At 68.0% G+C, this 21,095-nt stretch carries 19 protein-coding genes; 11 read left to right on the top strand and 8 right to left on the bottom strand.

Annotated features, from left to right (window positions below):
- Positions 1-83 precede the first annotated feature (83 nt).
- The 4 genes from ACAM57_RS32235 to ACAM57_RS32250 form a co-directional block, all read right to left on the bottom strand.
- Complete coding sequence (locus tag ACAM57_RS32235; protein ID WP_206169463.1) at positions 84-545, bottom strand: YidB family protein; 462 nt, start codon at positions 543-545, stop codon at positions 84-86.
- Positions 546-646: 101 nt separating this feature from the next.
- Positions 647-2,005 carry a M20/M25/M40 family metallo-hydrolase gene (locus ACAM57_RS32240; RefSeq protein ID WP_369660257.1) on the bottom strand — a complete coding sequence of 453 codons (1,359 nt, stop codon included), beginning with the start codon at positions 2,003-2,005 and terminating at the stop codon, positions 647-649.
- 120 nt (positions 2,006-2,125) lie between these two features.
- A complete protein-coding gene (locus tag ACAM57_RS32245; RefSeq protein WP_369660258.1) occupies positions 2,126-2,845 on the bottom strand; it encodes a 16S rRNA (uracil(1498)-N(3))-methyltransferase in 720 nt (239 codons plus the stop codon).
- Between the two features lie 69 nt (positions 2,846-2,914).
- Positions 2,915-4,015, bottom strand: a complete 1,101-nt coding sequence (locus tag ACAM57_RS32250; RefSeq protein ID WP_369660259.1) for an aminoglycoside phosphotransferase family protein — start codon at positions 4,013-4,015, stop codon at positions 2,915-2,917.
- A 234-nt stretch (positions 4,016-4,249) separates the two neighbouring features.
- On the opposite strand from ACAM57_RS32250, the gene ACAM57_RS32255 reads away from it, so the two are divergent.
- The 3 genes from ACAM57_RS32255 to rsmA are packed head-to-tail and all read left to right on the top strand — an operon-like array spanning position 4,250 to position 9,061.
- A complete protein-coding gene (locus ACAM57_RS32255; protein ID WP_369660260.1) occupies positions 4,250-6,844 on the top strand; it encodes an LPS-assembly protein LptD in 2,595 nt (864 codons plus the stop codon).
- A 35-nt stretch (positions 6,845-6,879) separates the two neighbouring features.
- Complete coding sequence (locus ACAM57_RS32260; protein WP_369660261.1) at positions 6,880-8,286, top strand: peptidylprolyl isomerase; 1,407 nt, start codon at positions 6,880-6,882, stop codon at positions 8,284-8,286.
- 4 nt (positions 8,287-8,290) lie between these two features.
- The gene (gene rsmA / locus ACAM57_RS32265) at positions 8,291-9,061 is read left to right on the top strand and encodes a 16S rRNA (adenine(1518)-N(6)/adenine(1519)-N(6))-dimethyltransferase RsmA (protein ID WP_369660262.1); all 771 of its coding nucleotides are present in this window, start codon (positions 8,291-8,293) and stop codon (positions 9,059-9,061) included.
- An 82-nt stretch (positions 9,062-9,143) separates the two neighbouring features.
- Here the strand turns inward: rsmA and ACAM57_RS32270 are convergent, their stop codons facing one another.
- The 4 genes from ACAM57_RS32270 to ACAM57_RS32285 form a co-directional block, all read right to left on the bottom strand.
- Positions 9,144-9,284 (bottom strand): hypothetical protein, encoded by a 141-nt coding sequence (locus tag ACAM57_RS32270; RefSeq protein WP_165909564.1) that lies wholly within the window; start codon positions 9,282-9,284, stop codon positions 9,144-9,146.
- A 77-nt stretch (positions 9,285-9,361) separates the two neighbouring features.
- Positions 9,362-9,787, bottom strand: a complete 426-nt coding sequence (locus ACAM57_RS32275; RefSeq protein ID WP_086011111.1) for a barstar family protein — start codon at positions 9,785-9,787, stop codon at positions 9,362-9,364.
- Positions 9,788-9,837: 50 nt separating this feature from the next.
- Positions 9,838-10,251 carry a ribonuclease domain-containing protein gene (locus tag ACAM57_RS32280; RefSeq protein WP_126020904.1) on the bottom strand — a complete coding sequence of 138 codons (414 nt, stop codon included), beginning with the start codon at positions 10,249-10,251 and terminating at the stop codon, positions 9,838-9,840.
- A gap of 180 nt (positions 10,252-10,431) precedes the next feature.
- Positions 10,432-12,780: an NADP-dependent malic enzyme gene (locus tag ACAM57_RS32285; RefSeq protein ID WP_126020906.1), complete on the bottom strand. Its 2,349-nt coding sequence runs from the start codon at positions 12,778-12,780 to the stop codon at positions 10,432-10,434.
- A 176-nt stretch (positions 12,781-12,956) separates the two neighbouring features.
- Between ACAM57_RS32285 and ACAM57_RS32290 the strand changes: the two genes are divergently transcribed.
- From ACAM57_RS32290 to ACAM57_RS32325, 8 genes are all read left to right on the top strand, one after another.
- Positions 12,957-14,006, top strand: coding sequence for an SPFH domain-containing protein (locus ACAM57_RS32290; protein ID WP_126020908.1), 1,050 nt, complete (start codon positions 12,957-12,959; stop codon positions 14,004-14,006).
- Between the two features lie 106 nt (positions 14,007-14,112).
- Positions 14,113-15,594 carry a DUF4178 domain-containing protein gene (locus ACAM57_RS32295; protein ID WP_369660263.1) on the top strand — a complete coding sequence of 494 codons (1,482 nt, stop codon included), beginning with the start codon at positions 14,113-14,115 and terminating at the stop codon, positions 15,592-15,594.
- 51 nt (positions 15,595-15,645) lie between these two features.
- Positions 15,646-15,864, top strand: a complete 219-nt coding sequence (locus ACAM57_RS32300) for a DUF350 domain-containing protein (protein WP_019653703.1) — start codon at positions 15,646-15,648, stop codon at positions 15,862-15,864.
- Positions 15,861-17,417, top strand: coding sequence for a polyamine aminopropyltransferase (locus tag ACAM57_RS32305; protein ID WP_369660264.1), 1,557 nt, complete (start codon positions 15,861-15,863; stop codon positions 17,415-17,417). Before ACAM57_RS32300 ends, ACAM57_RS32305 begins: the two co-directional genes overlap by 4 nt.
- Before the next feature lie 7 nt (positions 17,418-17,424).
- Complete coding sequence (locus tag ACAM57_RS32310; RefSeq protein ID WP_369660265.1) at positions 17,425-19,068, top strand: FAD-dependent oxidoreductase; 1,644 nt, start codon at positions 17,425-17,427, stop codon at positions 19,066-19,068.
- Positions 19,065-20,198, top strand: coding sequence for a saccharopine dehydrogenase family protein (locus ACAM57_RS32315; protein ID WP_369660266.1), 1,134 nt, complete (start codon positions 19,065-19,067; stop codon positions 20,196-20,198). Before ACAM57_RS32310 ends, ACAM57_RS32315 begins: the two co-directional genes overlap by 4 nt.
- Positions 20,195-20,575 (top strand): DoxX-like family protein, encoded by a 381-nt coding sequence (locus ACAM57_RS32320; RefSeq protein WP_369660267.1) that lies wholly within the window; start codon positions 20,195-20,197, stop codon positions 20,573-20,575. Before ACAM57_RS32315 ends, ACAM57_RS32320 begins: the two co-directional genes overlap by 4 nt.
- A 1-nt stretch (position 20,576) precedes the next feature.
- Positions 20,577-21,047 (top strand): DUF2269 domain-containing protein, encoded by a 471-nt coding sequence (locus tag ACAM57_RS32325; protein ID WP_126020918.1) that lies wholly within the window; start codon positions 20,577-20,579, stop codon positions 21,045-21,047.
- Positions 21,048-21,095: the final 48 nt, after the last annotated feature.

The raw sequence follows: 21,095 nt of genomic DNA on the forward strand, positions 1-21,095 counted from the left end.
GCCGCAGGGATTGTCGGCCAACACGCGCTGACCAAAAAAAAGCGCCCTCCCGGGCGCTCGAACACTGGAGAAGGCAGTCCGGTTCAGGACTGCTTGCCTTGCAGCAGACCGCTGAGCGAGCCCAGCAGGTCGTCGTGGTTGCCCAGCCCCTGGTCGGGGATCTTGCCGTGCGGCGTGAGCTGGTCGATGAGCGCCGGCAGCATGGTGGCCAGCATGGGCAGCAGCGTCTGCGCATTGATGCCGAGCTTGGACGCGATGCTCGCGATGGTGTCGCTGCCCAGCGCGTTCTGCAGCTGGTCGCCCGAGACGGGCTGGTTTTCACCCTTGCCGATCCACGAGCCGATGACGTCGCCCATGCCGGCCTGCTCGAACTTCGAGACCAGGCCGCCCAGGCCACCCACGCTGCCGTTGTTGGCGAGCAGGCCGCCCAGCGCGCCGGCCAGGCCTCCCAGATCGCCCAGCCCGCCAAGGCCTCCGCCTTGCGGTTGCTGCTGTTGCGCAGCGCCTCCGAGCACCTGACCGAGTACCGAATCGAGCAATCCCATGACTGTTTCCTTGGTGTGTGACAGAACCGCCAACATTGTTAAATGCCGCGGACCTTAAGCCGAAAGTGGCATGCCCACTTTCGAATTGGCAACGTGACAAATTACTTGATACGTGCCGCCCGTTTGGGGAGCAGCGCGGGAGCGACCCCCTGAACGCCCACCAGCCCGAGCACGGTGACGAGCGAATTCTGCGCGCCTTTCCACGCATCTGTCATGTCGATGGACTCGCTCAGCGAATGGAATCCGGAGGCCTTGCCGCCGCCGCCCACGACGATGGCCGGGATGCCCATCGAGATCGGCACATTGGCATCGGTGCTGCCGCCGCGCAGCAGCGTCCGGTTGCCGAAGGCGGCGTTCGAGCGGATCGCGGCCTCCACGATCACCGAGTCGGGCGGCGTGCGCCCGCCGGGCCGCTCGCCGATGAGCCGGGTGCTCACGCTCAGGGTGCTGACGTTCCAGCGCCTGTTCTCCTCGACCACGGCTTCGTCGATGGCGGCCAGGATCTTCTTCTCGGTTTCCAGCAGCGAGGCCATGTCGTCCGAGCGGATGTCGATGGCCATGCGCGCATCGGGCGCGATGGTGTTGACCGAGGTGCCGCCACCGACCGTGCCGACGGTGAACGTCGTCTTCGGAAAGCTCGGCGTGCGGATGTCGGCGATCTTCGCGATCGCGCGGCCCATGCCGTGGATCGCGCTCGGCACTTGGCCGAATGCGCCGAAGCTGTGCCCGCCTGGTCCCTGGAAGCTGACCTCGTAGCGATGGCTCGCGGTGCCCAGCACCAGCACCGAGCCCGGTGCCGAAGGCTCCAGCCCCACCATGCCGTCGATGTCGAGGTGGTCGCGGAAGATCGCCTTCATGCCGCGCAGGTTGCCGAGCTCTTCCTCGCCCACATTGGCGACGAACATCAGGTCGCCCACCGTCTGCACCTTGTTGTCGTTCAGCACCTTGAGCCAAGACAGCAGCACTGCGAGCCCGCGCGTGTCGTCCGCGATGCCCGGCGCGTGCAGCCGGCCGTCGCGCTCCTTCACCTTCACGTCGGTGCCGGCCGGAAACACCGTGTCGAGGTGGGCCGAGATCAGCAGCTTCGGCCCATTGCCCGTGCCCTTGCGCAGCCCGATCACGTTGCCTTCGGCGTCGATCTTCGCGTTCGTCAGCCCGAAAGCCTTCATGCGGGCGAGAAAAGCCTCGGCGCGCTTGTGCTCCTTGAAGGGCGGGGCCTCGATCTCCGTGAGCGCCTTCAGCTCCTCGACCGAGCGCTCGTGGTCGGCCCTGAGCGCGTCCAGCAGCTTCTGGACGGCGGGCGATGCCATCAGCTGGGTGAATGCCCGGTCGACCTCGGGGCCGACCTGCGCGGGTGTCGGGGCGACGGCCTGGGGTTGGGCAAGCGCGCCCTGGGTAGTGCAAAACAGTGCGGCGAGGACCAAAGGGGCGAGGCGCAGCGGACCGGGCAGCTTGGACATGGGCGCAAAAGTCCTTCTTTTGTCTTAAAGAAGTAACGATTGTTTCGCAGGCTTTCCGCGCGCGCGTCGCGGAAAACACCCACCTGATGGCGTCGGGCCTGGGGCCGGAGCCTTGTCTATCTAGACGCCTGCCAGCGAGACCAGCGCGGCCAGCGCCGCCGTTTCGGCGCGCAGCACGCGCGTGCCGAGGGTGACGGGCGCGAAGCCCCGGGCGATGGCCTGCTGCTCTTCGCTGGCGCTCAGCCCGCCTTCGGGGCCGCTCAGCACGGTCACGCCCTGTTGCTGCTCGCCCGTTGCCATGTCGGCGAGGCTGCGCGTGCCCTCGGCGAGGCTCAGCACAAGGCGCACGGCGGGGCCGTCCTGGGTCTCGAGCCAGCCGGCGAAGGGCTGCACCGGGTGGATCACCGGCACGCGGTTGCGCCCGCACTGCTCGCAGGCCGCGACCGCGATGGCTTCCCAGTGCGCCCGCTTCTTCTCGGCGCGCTCGCCCGCCAGGCGCAGCACGCCGTGGGCCGTGGCCAGCGGCTGGATGCTCGCCACGCCGAGTTCGGTGGCCTTCTCGACCAGCCAGTCCATGCGCTCGTTGGCCGGCATGCCGACCGCGAGATGCACCGCCCGGGGCGCCTCGCGCTCCACCGGAAGATGCGCGCCGACCGTTACCGAAACGTCGCTGCGGCCCATGCGCTCGACCGTGGCCGCGTATTCGCCGCCCGCGCCGTCGAACAGCGTGAGCGCCTCGCCGGGCTGCATCCGCAGCACCTGCACATGGCGCGCGGCACCGGCCGGCAGCGCCAGGCTGGCGCCGGCGCTCAGCGGCACGGAACAGTGGAAACGCGGCATGCTCTGGAGTCGATGGCTGCGAACGGCCGTTGCGCGGGCGCCGCAGGGTGGTGCTTTTTCAGTTTGTCTTCAGACACGGCCGTAGGCGTAGCCCGTGATGGCCGAAGTGCCCTCGATCTCATCGATCACGCGCGACAGCGGCGTCAGCTCGGAGTAGCGGCTGGCGGTGGCGCGGATGTAGGCGATGAAGCGCGGCGTATCGGCCAGGTAGCGCGGCTTGCCGTCGCGCAGCGTGAGGCGCGCGAAGATGCCGGCCACCTTGAGATGGCGCTGCAGGCCCATCCACTCGACCGCGCGGTAGAAGGCGCCGAAGTCCTCGTCGACCGGCAGGCCGGCCTTGCGCGCCGCCTGCCAGTAGCGGATGGTGACGTCGAGCACGAACTCCTCGTCCCAGCTCAGGAAGGCATCGCGCATCAGGCTGGCGATGTCGTAGGTGATGGGGCCGTACACCGCGTCCTGGAAGTCGAGCACGCCGAGCGTGGGAGTCTCGCCCACCATCAGGTTGCGCGGCATGAAGTCGCGGTGCACGTAGACGCTGGGCGACGCGAGGTTGCTCTCGACGATCAGCTTGAAGCTGCGCTCCAGCCGCTCCTTCAGCTTGCCCTCGACGGCGATGCCGCGGTGGCGGCCGATGTACCACTCGGGGAAGAGGGCCAGTTCTCGCTCCAGCAGCGCGCGGTCGTAGGGCGGCAGCACACCGGGCCTGGAAGAGAGCTGCCAGCGCACCAGCGCGTCGATGGCCTGGTCGTAGAGCGGGCGGGCGGCCTCGGGGCGGGCCGGGTCGATCACGTCCAGCATGGTCTGGCGGCCCAGGTCGTCCAGCAGCAGGAAGCCGTTGGGCTCGTCCCATTCGAGGACCGTGGGGGCCAGCACGCCGGCCGCGGCCATCAGCCCGGCCACCTGCACGAAGGGGGCGCTGTTCTCCTTGTCGGGCGGGGCGTCCATGACGATGCGCGAGGGGGCGGCGGCGTCGGCGGTGTCGAGCCGGAAGTAGCGGCGGAAGCTCGCGTCGGCCGAGGCGAGCCTCACGGTTTCGGGCAGCAGCCGGTGCCGGGGCGCGACGGCGGCCAGCCAGCTGCGGAACGCTTCGGCCCGCTGCGGATCCGTCCAGGCAAGGGTTTCGGCGGGGCGGCTTGGGGCCAATGCGGCCGGGGGCGGGGGTGCTGTCATGGATAATCGATTCTACAAATCCGCCTGGCGCGGCAATCCCCCTTGGCCGGCCTCCGGCCGATGCGGATCGCCACAGGCCCCTGCAACCTGCCGGCCTGCCGCGCCTTCCCCGACGACATTTCGTTCCGAACCGATGCCTACGACCCAAAGCCCTCACGCTTGGCACCTTGTGCGCTCGCTGCTCTCCACGGGAGAGTCGCCGGCTTTCCTCGGAACGGCCGGGCGGGAGGCCTGATGATCCGACGTCGTGCCGCCGCCCCGCGTCTGCGGCGCCCGGGCTCGCCGCCGCTGCCACTGGCCGTCCTGTCGCTGGCGCTGATCCATGCGCACGGCGCCTCGGCCCAGACGGCTGGCGGCTTCGACGCCCCGCTCACGCTGAAGCGCACGCCCCAGCTCACCGAAATCCTGACGCCCGCCGACCGCAGCCAGATGCCCAGCCTGGTCACCGGCGACCGCATCTCCGGCCGGCCCGACCTCGAGACCGTGGTCGAGGGCAATGCCACGCTGCGCCGCGGCGCGGTGTCCATCACCGCCGACCGGCTCGAGTACTACCAGCCCGACGACCGCGCCAAGGCCACCGGCAACGTGCGGGTCAACCAGGCCGGCAACGTCTACGAAGGCCCCGAGTTGCAGCTCAAGCTCGAGACCTTCGAGGGCTTCTTCAACAACGTGCGCTACAAGTTCCTCGCGAACGAGGCGCACGGCGAGGCCAAGCGCATCGACTTCGTCGACGCCAACGTATCGATCGCCCGCGAGGCCACCTACACCACCTGCCGCCGCGAGGACTTCCCCGGCTGGATGCCCGCCTGGCTGCTGACCGCGGCCTCGATCACCACCGACACCGAGGAAAACGAGGGCGTGGCCAAGAACGCGCGCCTGAGCTTCATGGGCATCACCACGCCGCCCATCCCGAGCGTGAGCTTCCCGCTGTCGAACGAACGCAAGAGCGGACTGCTGCCGCCCACCATCGGCCTGGACAACACCAACGGCCTGGAGATCGCACAGCCGTACTACTGGAACATCGCGCCCAACCGCGACGCCACGTTCACGCCGACGATCATGAGCAAGCGCGGCGTCAACTTCAGCAACGAGTTCCGCTACCTCGAGAAGCAATACAAGGGCGAGATCCGCTTCGACCTGATGGGCAGCGACCGGCTCGTGGGCGACCGTTACAACGAACTGCGCGCCAGCCAGCTCCAGCAGCTGGCCAACGGGCAGATCACCGCCAGCAGCCTGACCAACCCGCCGAAGAACACCCGGCGCTGGGGCCTGTGGCTCACGCACCACCAGGACTTCGACGCCAAGGCGCTGGGCCTGGATTCGCTCTCGGCCAACGTCACCATCAACCGGGTGAGCGACGACGACTACTGGCGCGACTTCACCCGCACGCCCTCGCTCGCGCAGCGCCAGCTGCCGAACGACGCCTCGCTGAACTGGAGCAAGGGCGACTGGAGCGGCATGATCCGCACGCTCAAGTACCAGAACCTGCAGTACAACCTGTCGCCGATCGTGCCCGCGTACGACCGGATGCCGCAGATCACGGCCAACTACAACAAGTACGACTGGCACGGCTTCGACGTCGCGCTGAACCTGGACTACACGCGCTTCCGCGTGAACAGGCTCTCCTCGACCCAGCTCGGCTACGACTTCAACCAGCAGTCGCAGCCCGACGGCGACCGCGCCATGGCCGTGGCCACGATCAGCCGGCCGTTCATCACGCCGAGCACGTACGTCATTCCGAAGCTGATCCTGAACGCGGCCTCGTACAACTACTACCTGCCGCAGGCGGACATCCCGAAGCTCACGGTCAACGGCGTCCAGTACGTCAACGGCCAGGTCTACAACCCCAGCTCGCTGTACTTCTTCCCGACGTCCAGCAACCGCGTGGTGCCCACCTTCAGCCTCGACAGCGGCCTGACCTTCGAGCGTGACGCCAGCTATTTCGGCCGCGCCTTCCGCCAGACGCTGGAGCCGCGCGCCTACTACGTCTACACGCCGTACCGCAACCAGAGCATGCTGCCGAACTACGACTCGGCAGCCAACGACTTCAGCTTCGCGACCATCTACACCGAGAACGCATTCTCGGGCGGCGACCGCATCTCCGACACCAACGCGCTCACGCTGGGCGTGACCTCCCGCCTGATCGACCCCGACACCGGCGCCGAGGCCGCGCGCTTCGGCATCGCGCAGCGCCTGCGCTTCAGCGACCAGAAGGTCACGCTGCCGGGCGGCACGCCGGTGACCGACCGCGCTAGCGACCTGCTGCTGGGCGCCACCATCAACTGGACGCCCAAGTGGAGCCTGGACACGCTGGTCCAGTACAACCCCGACACCCGCAGGTCGGAGCGCTCGGCCATCAGCGCCCGCTACAACCCCGAGCCGTACCACAACCTGAGCGCGGCCTTCCGCTACCAGGCGCCCACCACCCCGACCGCGACCGACGGCAACAAGTCGATCGACGTGGGCTGGCAGTGGCCGCTGAACGACCTGTGGGGCGACAAGGGCAAGAACCTCGGCCCCGGCAAGGGCCAGGGCGGCGGACGCTGGTATGCGGTCGGCCGGCTCAACTACAGCCTGCAGGACAAGAAGCTCACCGACGGCGTGCTCGGCTTCGAATACGACGGCTGCTGCTGGATCGGCCGCGTGGTGATGCAGCGCATCACCACCGGCCAGGTGACGGCGAACACCCGCATCATGTTCCAGCTCGAATTCGTGGGCTTCTCCAGCATCGGCTCGAGCCCCATGCAGACCCTGCGGCAGAACATCCAGCGCTACGAACCCCTGCGCCAACCGGGCGAAGCGCCGAGCCGCTTCACCAACTACGACTGAGACGACTGACTCTGACTGAGCGAGCGAGCGACGCCATGAAAAACATCCTTTCCATCATCACCCTGGGCTGCCTCGCGGCAATCGCCGCCACGGCGGGCGCGCAGGGCTATCGCCCCGGTACCGGCATCACGGACATCATGCGCGCCGGCCCGCGCCTGGGCCCGCCGGCGGCGCGTCCGTCCACCACGCCCCCGGCGGCGCCGGTGCAGCGTTCGGCCGAATTCATCGTCGCGCTGGTCAACTCGGAGCCGATCACCAACACCGACGTGCAGTCGCGCGTGACGCGGCTCATCAAGGAGAACCCCGACGCCGAGCGCGTGCCCCGCGGCGAGCTCACGCGCCTCGTGCTGGAGCGCCTGATCACGGAGCGTGCGCAGCTGCAGCTCGCGAAGGAAAACGGCATCAAGGTCGACGAAGTGGCCATCGACCAGGCCGAGCAGACCGTGGCTCGCCAGAACGAGATCAGCCTGGTCGAGCTGCGCCGCCGCGTGGCCGCCGAAGGCATCGCGCAGCAGGATTTCCGCAACGACCTGCGCGACCAGCTGCTGCTCACGCGCCTGCGCGACCGCGAGGTCGAGTCGAAGGTCAAGGTCAGCGACGCCGAGGCCGACGAGTACCTGCGCGACCAGCGCAACCAGTCCGTGAAGAACGTGGCGCTGGAGAACCTCAACCTCGCGCAGGTGCTGGTGGCCGTTCCCGAGAACGCCACCGATGCGCAGATCGCCGCCGCCCAGAAGAAGGCCCAGGACATCGCCCAGCGCGCCCGCGCCGGCGAAGACTTCGCCAAGCTGGTGCGCGAGAACTCCGACTCGCCCGACCGCGCCAACGGCGGCGCCATCGGCATGCGCAGCGCCGACCGCTACCCGTCGCTGTTCGTCGAGGCCACGCAATCGACCGCCGTGAACGGTATCGCCGGCCCCGTGCGCTCCAGCGCCGGTTTCCACGTGCTCAAGGTGCTGGCCAAGGCCCAGATCGGCTCCGGCGACGCCACCGTCACACAGACGCAGGTGCGCCACATCCTGCTGCTCAACGATCCCAAGCGCACCACGGCGCAGGCGGTCGCGCAGCTGGCCGAATTCAAGCGCCGCATCCAGGCCGGCTCGGCCGACTTCGCGGGCCTGGCCCGCGACAACTCGCAGGACGGCAGCGCCAAGCAGGGTGGCGACCTCGGCTGGTCTCGTCCCGGCCAGTTCGTGCCCGAATTCGAGGAAGCCATGGACCGGCTCTCACCCGGCCAGATCAGCGACCCGGTGGTCTCGCGCTTCGGCGTGCACCTGATCCAGGTGGTGGCCCGCCGCGATTCCAAGCTCAGCCAGTCGGAGCAGCGCGAAGCCGCGCGCGCCGCGCTGCGCGAACAGCGCGTGGAAGAAGCCTTCACCACCTGGGTGCAGGAAGTGCGCGCGCGCGCCTACGTCGAATACCGCGACCCGCCCCAGTCCTGAGCTGATGGCGCAGCACATCGCGAGGAAGCGGTTCGGGCAGCACTTCCTGTCCGACGGCGGGATCATCGATTCGATCGTGCGCGAGATCGCGCCGCAGCCCGGCGATGCCATGGTCGAGATCGGTCCGGGGCTCGCCGCGCTGACGCAGCCGCTGGTGGAGCGGCTGGGCCGGCTCACCGTGATCGAGCTCGACCGCGACCTGGCGAAGCGGCTGCGAGAGCATCCGCAACTGGACGTGATCGAGTCGGACGTGCTCAAGGTCGACTTCGCCGAGCTGGCCGCGAGGTTCCCTGCCGGCAAGCCGCTGCGTGTGGTGGGCAACCTGCCCTACAACATCTCCACGCCCATCCTGTTCCATCTGCTGGGTCATGCCCATCTGGTCGCCGACCAGCACTTCATGTTGCAGAAGGAAGTGATCGACCGCATGGTGGCCAGCCCCGCCACCTCCGACTACAGCCGCCTGAGCGTGATGCTGCAATGGCGCTACGAGATGGAAAACGTGCTGTTCGTGCCGCCCGAGAGCTTCGACCCGCCGCCGCGCGTCGACAGCGCCGTGGTGCGGATGGTGCCGCTGGCGACGCCGCCGGCCGTCGACGAGAAGCGCCTGGGCGAGATCGTGCAGGTCGCCTTCAGCCAACGCCGCAAGCTGCTGCGCCACACGCTGGGCAAGTGGCTCCAGGAGCACGGCTTTTCCGGCGACTTCGACACCCAGCGGCGGGCCGAGGAAGTGCCGGTGGCCGATTACGTGGCGCTGGCCCAGGCAGTGCCCCAATGAAAAAAGCGCGCCGATGGCGCGCTTTTTCTTCACTTGCTCGATCGCCTTTCGTCAGCCGGCATGCTCGGCCGACTTTTTCCGATCAGGCGGCGGCGAGCCAGTAACCCGCGTTGAAGGGGCTGCTCATGCGCAGCGCCAGCGGCGACACGTCGACCAGCTTGTCGGTCGGCATCTTTTCGCCGGCCGGTTCGGTGGCAGCTGCTGCTGCCGCCGCGGTGTTCACTTCGATGCCATCGAGGGTTTCAACGTTCGGTTGAGCCTCGTTCGCCCGTTCTGCTTGGCTGGTGGATGCAGAACGGGCTACAGAAAAGAATAGAAGCACCGGAACGGGACCTTGCGGTCGCCCCAGTAGTCCGAGGCGTCGCGGAAGATGTCGAGCAGCTGCTCGCGGGCTTCCTTGTCGAACTTGGCGTTGGCCGGGATCTGTTCCAGCACGATGACGAAACCCGGCTGCGGGCCCGATTTATGCAACGGGTCGGTCATGCAGTCGTACAGCGCGTCGAAGTTCTTCCCGAAGTGGGCCGGGAACGTGAACTGCTGGGCGATCAGGTCGAGCACGTCCTGCTTGGTCTGGGCGTTGCCCAGGTTGGCGTACAGGAAGTGCTGGCCGGCCGCATTCGCTGCGTCCTGCAGGTCGTTCACGCGGAACGCGCGGATCGATTGCACGATGTTCGGGCGTACGGCACGAAGGGATAAGGTCATCTCCGCTGGTCTTTCCATAGTCATCATCATTTCGTCGGGGCGCTTCGAGGCGCCGCTCAGGTCGTTTTCATCGCTCATGGCGCAATCCGTCTGAAACTCGCGTAGTGGTCCGCGGTGTACCAGCAGGCCTCGGGCGCGGTGCGCTGTTCGCCGCCGCAGACGATCCGCCGTGCTCCGCGGTCGCGCGAACCGGGCGTCGTGACCGTGTATTCACGGTAGTGGCCTCGTCGGGCGGGCGGCAACAGACGTTCGCGATTGCCGAACACCGTGCCGTCCTTGTCATACCGGAAGGGACCGCCATTGAGGATGGCCTGGTAGGTCCGCTGGCCCTGCGCCGGCAGGTCGGCCAGTGCGATGGTTTCCTCGGCGGAGGCCTTTCCGGCGCCGAACCATCCGCGGGCCTCGGCCCCCGTCGTCAACGCCACCAGCATCAGACTGGTGAGCGCAAACTTTGTGACAGAGGACGTGATCGAGGCGTAAGCCGCCATGGGGCACCACAAGAAAAGAGCGGGGGGTCGAATCGGCGATCAACGTCGGGGTTAACCCGCAAATTCAAGCCCGCGAGTGTGCACCACGCTGGCGAAAATAGCAAGCGACTGCCCAAAGTTTGAGCAGTCGCGAGGGTATCGAATGGCTTTTCAAGTTGGCGGCCACTCTCGCCAGAGAGCTTATCTCTCGGCGTTTGCGTCTGCCACTGTCAAGGCTGTCATGTTCACGATGCGCCGAACAGTCGCGCTGGCCGTGAGAATGTGCACAGGTTTGGCCGCCCCGAGCAGAACCGGGCCGATCGCGATGTTGCCGCCTGCCGCCGTCTTGAGCAGGTTGTAGGAAATGTTGGCCGCGTCGATGTTCGGGAAAACCAGCAGATTGGCGTCGCCCGCGAGTGCGCTGTGCGGCATGACGACCGCGCGCTGCTTGCTGTCGAGCGCCACGTCGCCGTGCATTTCGCCGTCCACCTCGAGCCAGGGCGCCTGCACGCGCAGCAGGTCGAGCGTCTTGCGCATCTTGATGGCGCTGGGGCCGTTGCTGGTGCCGAAGTTGGAGTGCGACAGCAGCGCAGCCTTCGGCTTCAGGCCGAAGCGCATCATTTCCTCGGCCGCCATGGTGGTGATCTCGGCCAGCTCCTCGGGCGAGGGGTCGTAGTTGACGTGCGTGTCGACCAGGAACACCTGGCGGTCGGGCAGCAGCAGGCCGTTCATGCAGGCGTACACCGGCACATCCTGCGGGGTGCTTTCGCAGCCGCCGGGGCGCTTGCCGATCACCTGGTCGATGTAGTGCAGGTGGTTGGCGGTGGTGCCCCAGGTGCCGCAGATCAGGCCGTCGACCTCGCCCTTGTGCAGCAGCATCGAGCCGATCAGCGTCAGGCGCCGGCGCATCTCGATCTTGGCGACCTGCACCGTCACGCCCTTGCGCTCGGTCATGCGGTGGTAGGTCTGCCAGAACTCGCGGTAGCGGTGGTCCTGCTCGACGTTGACCACGTCGTAGTCCAGCTCTTCCTTCAGGCGCAGGCCGAATTTCTCGATGCGCTGGGCGATGATGGCCGGCCGGCCGATCAGCGTCGGGCGCGCTACGCCTTCGTCCACCACGATCTGGGCTGCACGCAGCACGCGCTCTTCCTCGCCTTCCGAGTAGGCCACGCGCTTCTTGCTCGCGCGCCGGGCGGCGTCGAAGATGGGCTTCATCGTGGTGCCCGAGGCGTAGACGAAGCTCTGCAGCTTGTCGCGGTAGGCGTCCATGTCCTTGATGGGACGCTGGGCCACGCCGCTTTCCTCGGCCGCCTTGGCGACGGCCGGCGCGATCTTCATCATCAGGCGCGGGTCGAAGGGCTTCGGAATCAGGTATTCGGGGCCGAAGCTGAGCTTTTCACCGACGTAGGCGGCGGCAACGCGCTCGCTCTGCTCGGCCTGCGCCAGGTCGGCGATGGCGTGCACCGCGGCGATCTCCATCTCGTCGGTGATCGTCGTCGCGCCGCAGTCCAGCGCGCCGCGGAAGATGTACGGGAAGCACAGGACGTTGTTGACCTGGTTCGGGTAGTCGGTGCGGCCGGTGGCCATGATCACGTCGTCGCGCACCGCGTGGGCGTCCTCGGGCGAGATCTCGGGGTTGGGGTTGGCCAGCGCGAAGATCACCGGGCGCCTGGCCATCTTGGCCACCATGGCGGGCTTGAGCACGCCGCCGGCCGACAGGCCCAGGAACACGTCCGCGCCCTCGATCACCTCGCCGAGCGTGCGCGCGTCGGTCTTCTGCATGAACTGGCGCTTGTCGTCGTCCATCAGCTCGGTGCGGCCCTCGTAGACCACGCCGGCCAGGTCGGTGACGAATACGTTCTCGCGCTTCAGGCCCACCTTGAGCAGCAGGTTCAGGCAGGCCAGCGCCGCGGCGCCCGCGCCCGAGGCCACCAGCTTGACCTCTTCGATCTTCTTGCCCGCCACCTTCAGGCCGTTGACCATGGCCGCCGCCACGGTGATGGCCGTGCCGTGCTGGTCGTCGTGGAAGACCGGGATCTTCATGCGCTTGCGCAGCTCGCGCTCGACGTAGAAGCAGTCGGGCGCCTTGATGTCTTCCAGGTTGACCGCGCCGAAGGTGGGCTCCAGCGAAGCGATGATGTCCACCAGCTTGGCCGGGTCCTTCTCGTCGATCTCGATGTCGAACACGTCGACGCCCGCGAATTTCTTGAAGAGGACGCCCTTGCCTTCCATCACCGGCTTGGAAGCCAGCGGGCCGATGTCGCCCAGGCCCAGCACGGCGGTGCCGTTGCTGATGACGGCCACGAGGTTGCCCCGGGAGGTGTACTTGAATGCGTTGGCCGGGTCCTTGACGATCTCCTCGCAGGGAGCCGCCACGCCGGGCGAGTAGGCCAGCGACAGGTCGCGCTGGTTGACCATCTGCTTCGTCGCCGCAATGGCGATCTTGCCGGGAACGGGAAACTCGTGGTACTCGAGGGCGGCACGGCGCAGTTCTGCGCGTTTGTCTTCGGGCGTGGGAGTCGATGAGGTCGAGGGGGTCGAATCTGACATGTGCCGTAGCTCCTGGTGGCGCTTCTTCTGGGGGCGCCGATTGTAGACCTCGCGCATGACGCCCTAGGCCGCATGGCCAGGGGCTCCCATGACCAATAGCACGGGTGTTTCTTCAGATCGCTGTGGCAATATGCACAGTTCGGACAAAACCTGAAAAAACCTGACGAGGAGCGACCATGGCCCTGATGGATTTCATCAAGAAGCAGTTCATCGACATCATCCAGTGGACCGAGACCGGCGACGGCACGCTGGCCTGGCGCTTCCCGATGGCGGAGATGGAAATCCAGAACGGCGCCTCGCTCACCGTTCGCGAGTCGCAGGTTGCCGTCTTCGTCAACGAGGGCAAGGTGGCCGACGTGTTCGGCCCCGGCATGTACAAGCTCACGACGCAGACGCTGCCCGTGCTCACGTACCTGAAGAACTGGGACAAGCTCTTCGAGTCGCCCTTCAAGAGCGACGTCTACTTCTTCAGCACCCGCCAGCAGGTCGACCAGAAGTGGGGCACGCCCCAGCCGATCACCATCCGCGACAAGGACTTCGGCGCCGTGCGCCTGCGCGCCTTCGGCAACTACTCGTTCCGCATCGGCGACGCCAAGGCCTTTCACACCGAGATCTCCGGCACGCGCGACACCTACACCGTGGCCGACCTCGACGGCCAGCTGCGCGGCCTGGTGCTGCAGAACATCAGCAATGCCATCGCCTCCAGCGGCGTACCCTTCCTCGACCTCGCGGCCAACCAGATCCAGTTCGCGCAGGCGCTCGCCGCCCAGCTGGTGCCCGAGTTCGAGAAGATCGGCATCAAGCTCGAGAACATCACCGTCCAGAACGTCTCGCTGCCCGAAGAGCTCCAGAAGATCCTCGACCAGAAGATCGGCATGGGCATGGTTGGCAACGACATGGGCAAGTTCATGCAGTACCAGACGGCGCAGGCCATTCCCAAGTTCGCCGAGGGCGCTGCCGGCGGCGGCGGTGTCGCCGGCGACGCGATGGGCCTGGGCGCCGGCGTGGCGCTCGGCCAGGTGCTGGCGCAGAACCTCGCGCAGGGCCTGAGCCCCAATGCGGCGGCAGCCGCGGCAGCCCAGCAGCAGCAACCGGCGGTGGCCGTGGTGAGCGCCGCCGACGTGATGACGACGCTGGAAAAACTCGGCGAGCTGAAGACGAAGGGCATCCTGACCCAGGAAGAGTTCGACGCCAAGAAGGCCGAACTGCTGAAAAAACTGGTCTGACGCGGCGCCATGTTCCGCATAGCGCCTGGCGCCCCTTCGACGGGCGTCGGAAGCCTCGTTGGCTTGAAAGACTCGTGGCCGTCCGTGCCATGGCCGATGAGACGCCATGGCTGAGGAAACCGGCAACCAACGCTACTACCGAGCGCCCTGCCCCGGGTGCGGCGCGCCGGTCGAATTCCGCTCGGCGCAATCGACGCACGCGGTCTGCCCCTACTGCCAGAGCACCGTCGTGCGCCAGGGCGACACGCTCGCGCGCACCGGCAAGATGGCGGAGCTGTTCGACGACTTCAGCCCGCTGCAGCTGTTCGCCGCCGGCCGTATCCAGGACAAGCCCTTCACGCTGATCGGCCGGCTGCAGTACACCTACCCCGGCGGGCGCTGGACCGAATGGATCGCGGCGCTCGACGGCGACCGCACCGGCATCCTCAGCGAGGACAACGGCGCCTACGTCTTCGCGCTGCCCTTCGATCTGCAGCGCACCGCGCCGCCGCCGGTCGACCTGCGCGTTGGCGCCACCAGCGCCTTCGCGGGCCAGAGCTACACCGTCACCTCGAACGAGCAGGTGGCGCTGACCTCGGCGCAGGGCGAACTGCCGCACCTGCCCGAGCTCGGCCGACCGTTCGCGATGGTCGAGCTGCGCAACGACCGCGGGCTGGTGCTCAGCATCGACTACGGCACGGCCAGGCCCAGCGCCTACCTCGGCCGCTCGGTGCAGCTCGAGGACCTGCAGCTCACCGGCCTGCGCGCCGAATCCGCCAAGGACGAAAAGGGCCGCAGCTTCAACTGCCCCAACTGCGGCTCGCCCGTCACCGTCAACCTGGCCGACAGCAAGAGCATCACCTGCGGCTCGTGCAACAGCATCATCGACCTGTCGCAGGGCATCGGCGGCGAGCTCAAGCACGCCACGCAGGACGAGCCGGTGCGCCCGCTCATCGCGTTGGGCAGCATGGGCCAGCTGCAGGGCGCGCAGTGGCAGGTGGTGGGCTTCCAGCACCGCATGGGCAGCGAGCCCGGCGACGACGAGCACTTCGGCTGGGACGAGTACCTGCTCTACAACAAGAAGCGGGGCTTCAGCTTCCTGGTGGACGCCGAGGACGGCTGGAGCATGGTCAAGCCGACCACCGGCGCTCCGGTGATGGCCGAGAACGGCAGCAGCGCCACCTACCTCGGCAAGCGCTACCAGCAGCAGTACGCCTACAACGCCGAGACCACCTACGTGGCGGGCGAGTTCTACTGGCAGGTCGAGCGCGGCCAGAAGACCTTCAACCGCGACTTCGCCAACGGCGGCGCGCTGCTGTCGATGGAGCGCTCGACCAATGAGCTGACGTGGTCCTCGGGCAGCAAGATCGACAGCGGCGCGGTCGCCACTGCCTTCAAGCTCGACGCGCGCAAGGACATGTTCAAGCGGGCCGACGCGCTGCCCGTGAGCGCCGCCTCGGGGCTGGGCTGCGGCACCATCATCCTCATCATCGTCGTGATCATCATCCTGCTGATCATCCTGAGCACCTGCTCCAGCAGCGGCGGCTCGGGCTACCGCAGCTCGGGCGGCTCCTACGGCGGCTATTCGAGTGGCGGTGGCCACAAATGACGGCGAAGATGCACGCGATGTCTCTCATCATTACTACGACTGGAGGTCCCCATGGGATTTGAATGGCTGAAACCGGGCGTGGTCCTCGGATCGCTCGTGTACGCGCTGATCGGCGTCGTGATCTTCTGGCTGTGCTTCCTGATCATCGACAAGATCACGCCCTACGACCTGTGGGGCGAGATCGTCGAGAAGCAGAACGTGGCGCTCGGGCTGGTGGTTGCCGCGATGAGCCTCGGCATCAGCATCATCGTCGCAGCAGCAATCCATTGAACGACGCGGCCCTGCCCGCGCGCACCCCGGACGCGCGGGGGCCGCAGCCCGTGGAGATCGCGCTGCTCGCCAGCGTGTTCGTGGTCGCCGCCTGCGGGCTGGTCTACGAGCTCACTGCGGCCGCGCTCAGCTCCTACCTGCTGGGCGACTCGGTGCTGCAGTTCAGCACCATCATCGGCACCTACCTGTTCGCGATGGGCGTGGGCTCGTGGCTCTCGCGCTACTTCGAGCGGCAGCTGCCGGCGCACTTCCTTCGCATCGAACTGCTGGTGGCGCTGATCGGCGGCGCGCTGCCGGCGATCCTGTTCCTGGCCAATGCCTACGTGCCCGGCGCCTTCAGGCTGCTGCTGTACGGCCTGGTGATGGTGGTGGGCACGCTGGTGGGGCTCGAGATCCCGCTGGTGATGCGCATCCTCAAGCGCAACATCGTGCTCAAGAACCTGGTGTCGCAGGTTCTCACCTTCGACTACCTCGGTGCGCTGGCGGTGTCGGTGGCCTTTCCGCTGATCCTGGTGCCGCAGCTCGGAATGATCCGCACCGGCCTGCTGTTCGGCTTCATGAACGCGGCGGTGGCGGTGTGGGCGCTGTGGCTCTTCCGCCATGAACTGCGTCGAGTGGGCGCGCACGCCGTCGCCTGCTTTCTCGCGCTGGCCGCGCTGGTGGGCGCATTCGCCGGGGCCAACCACATCACCACGCTGGCCGAGGACAAGTTCTACCAGGACCGCATCGTCTTCAGCGCCACCTCGCCCTACCAGCGCATCGTGGTCACGCGCGGGCTGCTGGGGCACCGGCTGTTCCTCAACGGCAACCTGCAGTTCGCCGAGCGCGACGAATACCGCTACCACGAGGCGCTGGTGCATCCGGTGATGGCCGCCCAGGGCGCGCCGAAGAAGGTGGCGGTGCTCGGCGGCGGCGACGGCATGGCGGTGCGCGAGATACTCAAGTACCCGTCGGTCGAGTCGGTCACGCTGGTGGAGCTCGATCCGAACATGACCAAGCTCTTCACCGAGCACGAGACGCTGGCCGCGCTCAACGGGCGTTCGCTGTCTTCGCCGAAGGTGAAGATCGTCAACACCGATGCCTTCCAGTGGCTGCAGCAGCCGGGCGACATGTTCGACGTGATCGTGGTGGACTTTCCCGATCCCACGAACTTCGCCATCGGCAAGCTCTACACCAACAGCTTCTACGCGCTGCTCGAGAAGCGCCTGTCGGCCAGCGGTTACGCGGTGATCCAGACCACTTCGCCGCTGGTGGCGCGCAAGAGCTACTGGACCGTGGCGACCACCATCGAATCGGTGGGCCTGCGCGCCACGCCGTACCACGCGCATGTGCCCAGCTTCGGCGAATGGGGCTACATCATCGCCAGCCGCAGGCCCTACCGCCTGCCCAATGCGCTGCCGCCAGGTCTGCGCTTTCTCTCGCCGACCACCCTGCCGCTGATGTTCGACTTTCCGCTCGACATGGCGCGCGTGCCGGCGGAAGTGAACCGGCTGTCGAACCAGATCCTGGTCACCACTTACGAGCAAGAGTGGGGCAAGGTCATGGCTCACTAGCCCCGTCATGCAAAGGCGCGAATTCCTCGGCGTGGCGGCGGGCGCGGCGGGTGCTCTGGCGCTCGCAGGCTGCGAGGCCCCGCCACCGCCCATCGAAGGCGGCTTCACCGGCATCGACGTCACGCGCGGCCATGCGATGCGGGATGGCTCCCTGAAGAGCGCCGCGCCTGCCGCGGTGAAGCGCACGCGCGTGGTCATCGCCGGCGGCGGCGTGGCGGGCCTTGCGGCGGCCCGCGCGCTGCGGCTTTCGGGCATCGACGACTTCGCGCTGCTCGAGCTGGAAGACACCGCCGGCGGCAACGCGCGCGGCGGCATCGTCAGCGGCATCGCCTGCCCGCTGGGGGCGCATTACCTGCCGGTGCCGGGCGACGACGCACGCGAGGTGCAGGATCTGCTGGAGGAACTCGGCCTGCGCCGCCGCGTGGCGGGTCGCTGGGAGTACGACGAAGTCACGCTCTGCCACAGCCCGCAGGAGCGCCTGTTCCTTCACGGCGAGTGGCAGGACGGCCTGCTGCCCATGCACGGCGTGAACGACGCGACGCTCGCGCAGTACCGCAAGTTCGCCCAACGCATCGACGCGCTGCAGCATGCCGCGCACTTCGCGATTCCGACGCTCAAGGTCGCCATCACGCCCGAGCTGCTGGCGCTCGATGCCATCAGCTTCCAGAGCTGGCTCGACAGCGAAGGCTTCAGCGATGCGCAGCTGCGCTGGTACCTCGACTACTGCTGCCGCGACGACTACGGCGCCGGCATCGGGCAGGTGTCGGCCTGGGCCGGCATCCATTACTTCGCGAGCCGGCACGGCTTCCACGCGCCCGGCGATCCGACGGGCAGCGTCAACGATTCGAGCCCCGAGCGCGACGGCATCCTGACCTGGCCCGAGGGCAACGGCTGGCTCACGAAGCAGCTCGCCAGGCCGCTCGGCGAGCGGCTGCGCACCGGCAGCGTCGTCACGCGCATCGCGCAAGTGCGCGACGGCGTCGAGGTCGATGCGTGGGATGCCGCATCGAAATCCATGGTGCGCTGGCAGGCCGAACACTGCATCGTCGCGCTGCCCGTGTTCATCGCCGCACGCGTGGTCGAGAACCCGCCCGAGGTGCTGAAGAACGCCGCCGCGCACGTGCGCTACGCCCCCTGGCTGGTGGCCAACATCCACCTGCGCGGCCCGCTGGCCGACCGGCCCGGCGCCGCGCCGAGCTGGGACAACGTGATCTACGGCACCAGGGGCCTGGGCTACGTGGACGCGCGCCACCAGGCGCTGGACCCCACGCCGCGCGGCACCGTGCTGAGCTGGTACCGCCCGCTGGGCCCGAGCGGCTACGACGCCGACGACGGCCGCAAACTGCTGCTGGAGCGCCCCTGGACCGGCTGGCGCGACGACCTGCTCGCCGAACTGTCGGTGCCGCACCCCGACCTGCCTTCGCTGGTTTCGCGCGTCGAGATCACCCGCTACGGGCACGCCATGTCGATCCCCAGGCCCGGCCTGCTGGCGCAGATAGGCCCGCAGCGCAGCGCACCCGACGCCGGGCATCGCGGCAGCGTGGTGGCGGGCCGGCTGTCGTTCGCGCACGCGGACTGGTCGGGCTATTCGATCTTCGAAGAGGCGTTCACGCGCGGGCATGTGGCCGGAACGGACGCGGCGGCAGCATGAAGACGCTGGTGCTCGGCGGCTACGGCAACTTCGGCACGCGCATCTGCCGCGCGCTGGCTGGCAGCCCCGGCATCGAGCTGCTCGTGGCGGGGCGCGATGCGCAGCGCGCCACGGTCTTCGCCTCATCGCTGGACGCGGCCGCGAGCGGCGTGCGCATCGACGTGCAGGCCGCCGATTTCGCCGGCACCCTGCGCGGCCTGGGCGTGAAGCTCGTGATCCACACCGCCGGTCCCTTCCAGAACCAGGACTACCGCGTGCCGCAGGCCGTCGCTGCCGCGGGTGCGCACTACATCGACCTGGCCGACGGGCGCCGCTTCGTGTGCGACTTTCCTGCTGCCTTGGACGCCGCCTTTCGCAAAGCCGGCCGCACCGCGGTGAGCGGCGCCAGCACCGTGCCCGCGCTGTCTTCGGCCGTGGTCGACCATCTCGCGGACGGCTGGCAGGGCATCCGGAGCATCGACATCTGCATCGCTCCCGCGCAGGGTGCGCCGCGCGGCGAGGCCACGCTGGCCGGCGTGCTCGCGTACTGCGGCGCGCCGATCCGCGTCTGGCAAGGCGGCCGCTGGGTCGAGCTGCCCGGCTGGGCCGATCCGGTGAAGGTCGAGTTCGCGCGCATGAAGCCGCGCCGTGGCGCGCTCTGCGACATTCCCGACCTGGAGCTCTTTCCGGCGCGATACGCGGGCGTGCAGTCGGTGATGTTCCGCGCCGCGCTCGAAGTCGGGCTGACGCAGCGCGCCTTCGCCTTCCTGGCGTTCATGCATCGCGCGGGCCTGCTGTCGGCGCCGCAGAAGCTCGCGCCGCTGCTGCATGCCACCGGCGGCCTTTTCGACGCGCTGGGCACGGCGCTGGGGGGCATGGCCGTGCGCGTGGAAGGCACCGATGCGCAGGGCCGGCCGGCGCGGCGCGCGTGGCACATCGCGGCCGACGACAACCATGGCCCGGAGATTCCCTGCATGGCCGCCATCCTGCTGGCGCGTCGGCTCGCGAATGGCGATCCGACGCTGCCGGTGGGTGCGCATGCCTGCACGGGGTTGCTCGGCCTGTCCGAATTCGGGCCAGAGTTCGCACGCTGGGGCATGGTGACCGACGTGGTCGACGAAGAAAGAAGCGAAAGCCCCGTCACCAGATGAACCGTTCTGCCGACGAGACCGACAGCCTGCTGCGCTACAGCCTTGTCGCCGTGTGGCTGCTCACCGCCGTGGCCAGCCTCTTCGAACTGAATGGCCAGAGCCGTGCGGTACTGGCCGCTGCGGGTATCGCGTCGCCGCAATGGCTGGTGCAGGGGCTGATCGCCGGCGGCGCGCTGGCCGATCTCGCGGTCGGCATCGCGCTGTGGCGATGGCCCGGCCGCGCCAGCTATGCGGCGGCGCTGGGCCTGATGTTCGTCATGACCCTGGTGGCGACCGTGCTGCAGCCGGGCCTGTGGCTGCATCCGCTCGGCCCGCTGCTCAAGAACATCCCCATTGCCGCCCTGCTCTGGCACCTGTACCGGCGCGCCGCACCATGACATGAACACCTACCTCGTCCTCAAGTGGCTGCACATCGTCTCCAGCGTGCTGATGGTCGGCACGGGGCTGGGCTCGGCCTTCTACATGTTCTTCGCCAACCGCAGCGGCATCGTGCCCGCGCAGGCGGTGGTCAGCCGGCTGGTGGTGCGCGCCGACTGGTGGTTCACCACGCCCACCGTCATCCTCCAGCCGGCCACCGGCTTCGCGCTGGCGCACATGGCGGGCTGGCCGTTGTCCACGCCGTGGCTCGCGGTCTCGCTGGCGCTGTTCGTCTTCGCGGGGGCCTGCTGGCTGCCGGTGGTGTGGCTGCAGATCCGCATGGCGGCGATCGCGGCGCAGGCGCATCGCGATGCGGCGCCGCTGCCGCCGCTCTATGCACGCTACCAGCGCTGGTGGGAGTTGCTGGGCTACCCGGCCTTCGCGGCCATGGTGGTCGTGTTCTACCTGATGGTGAACAAGCCCCAGTTATGAATCGTTGAATGCGGCCCGGCGCGGGCCTGTGCGGTTTTCACCAAGACT

It is taken from the genome of Variovorax sp. V15 (assembly GCF_041154425.1).
Taxonomy (GTDB): domain Bacteria; phylum Pseudomonadota; class Gammaproteobacteria; order Burkholderiales; family Burkholderiaceae_C; genus Variovorax; species Variovorax guangxiensis.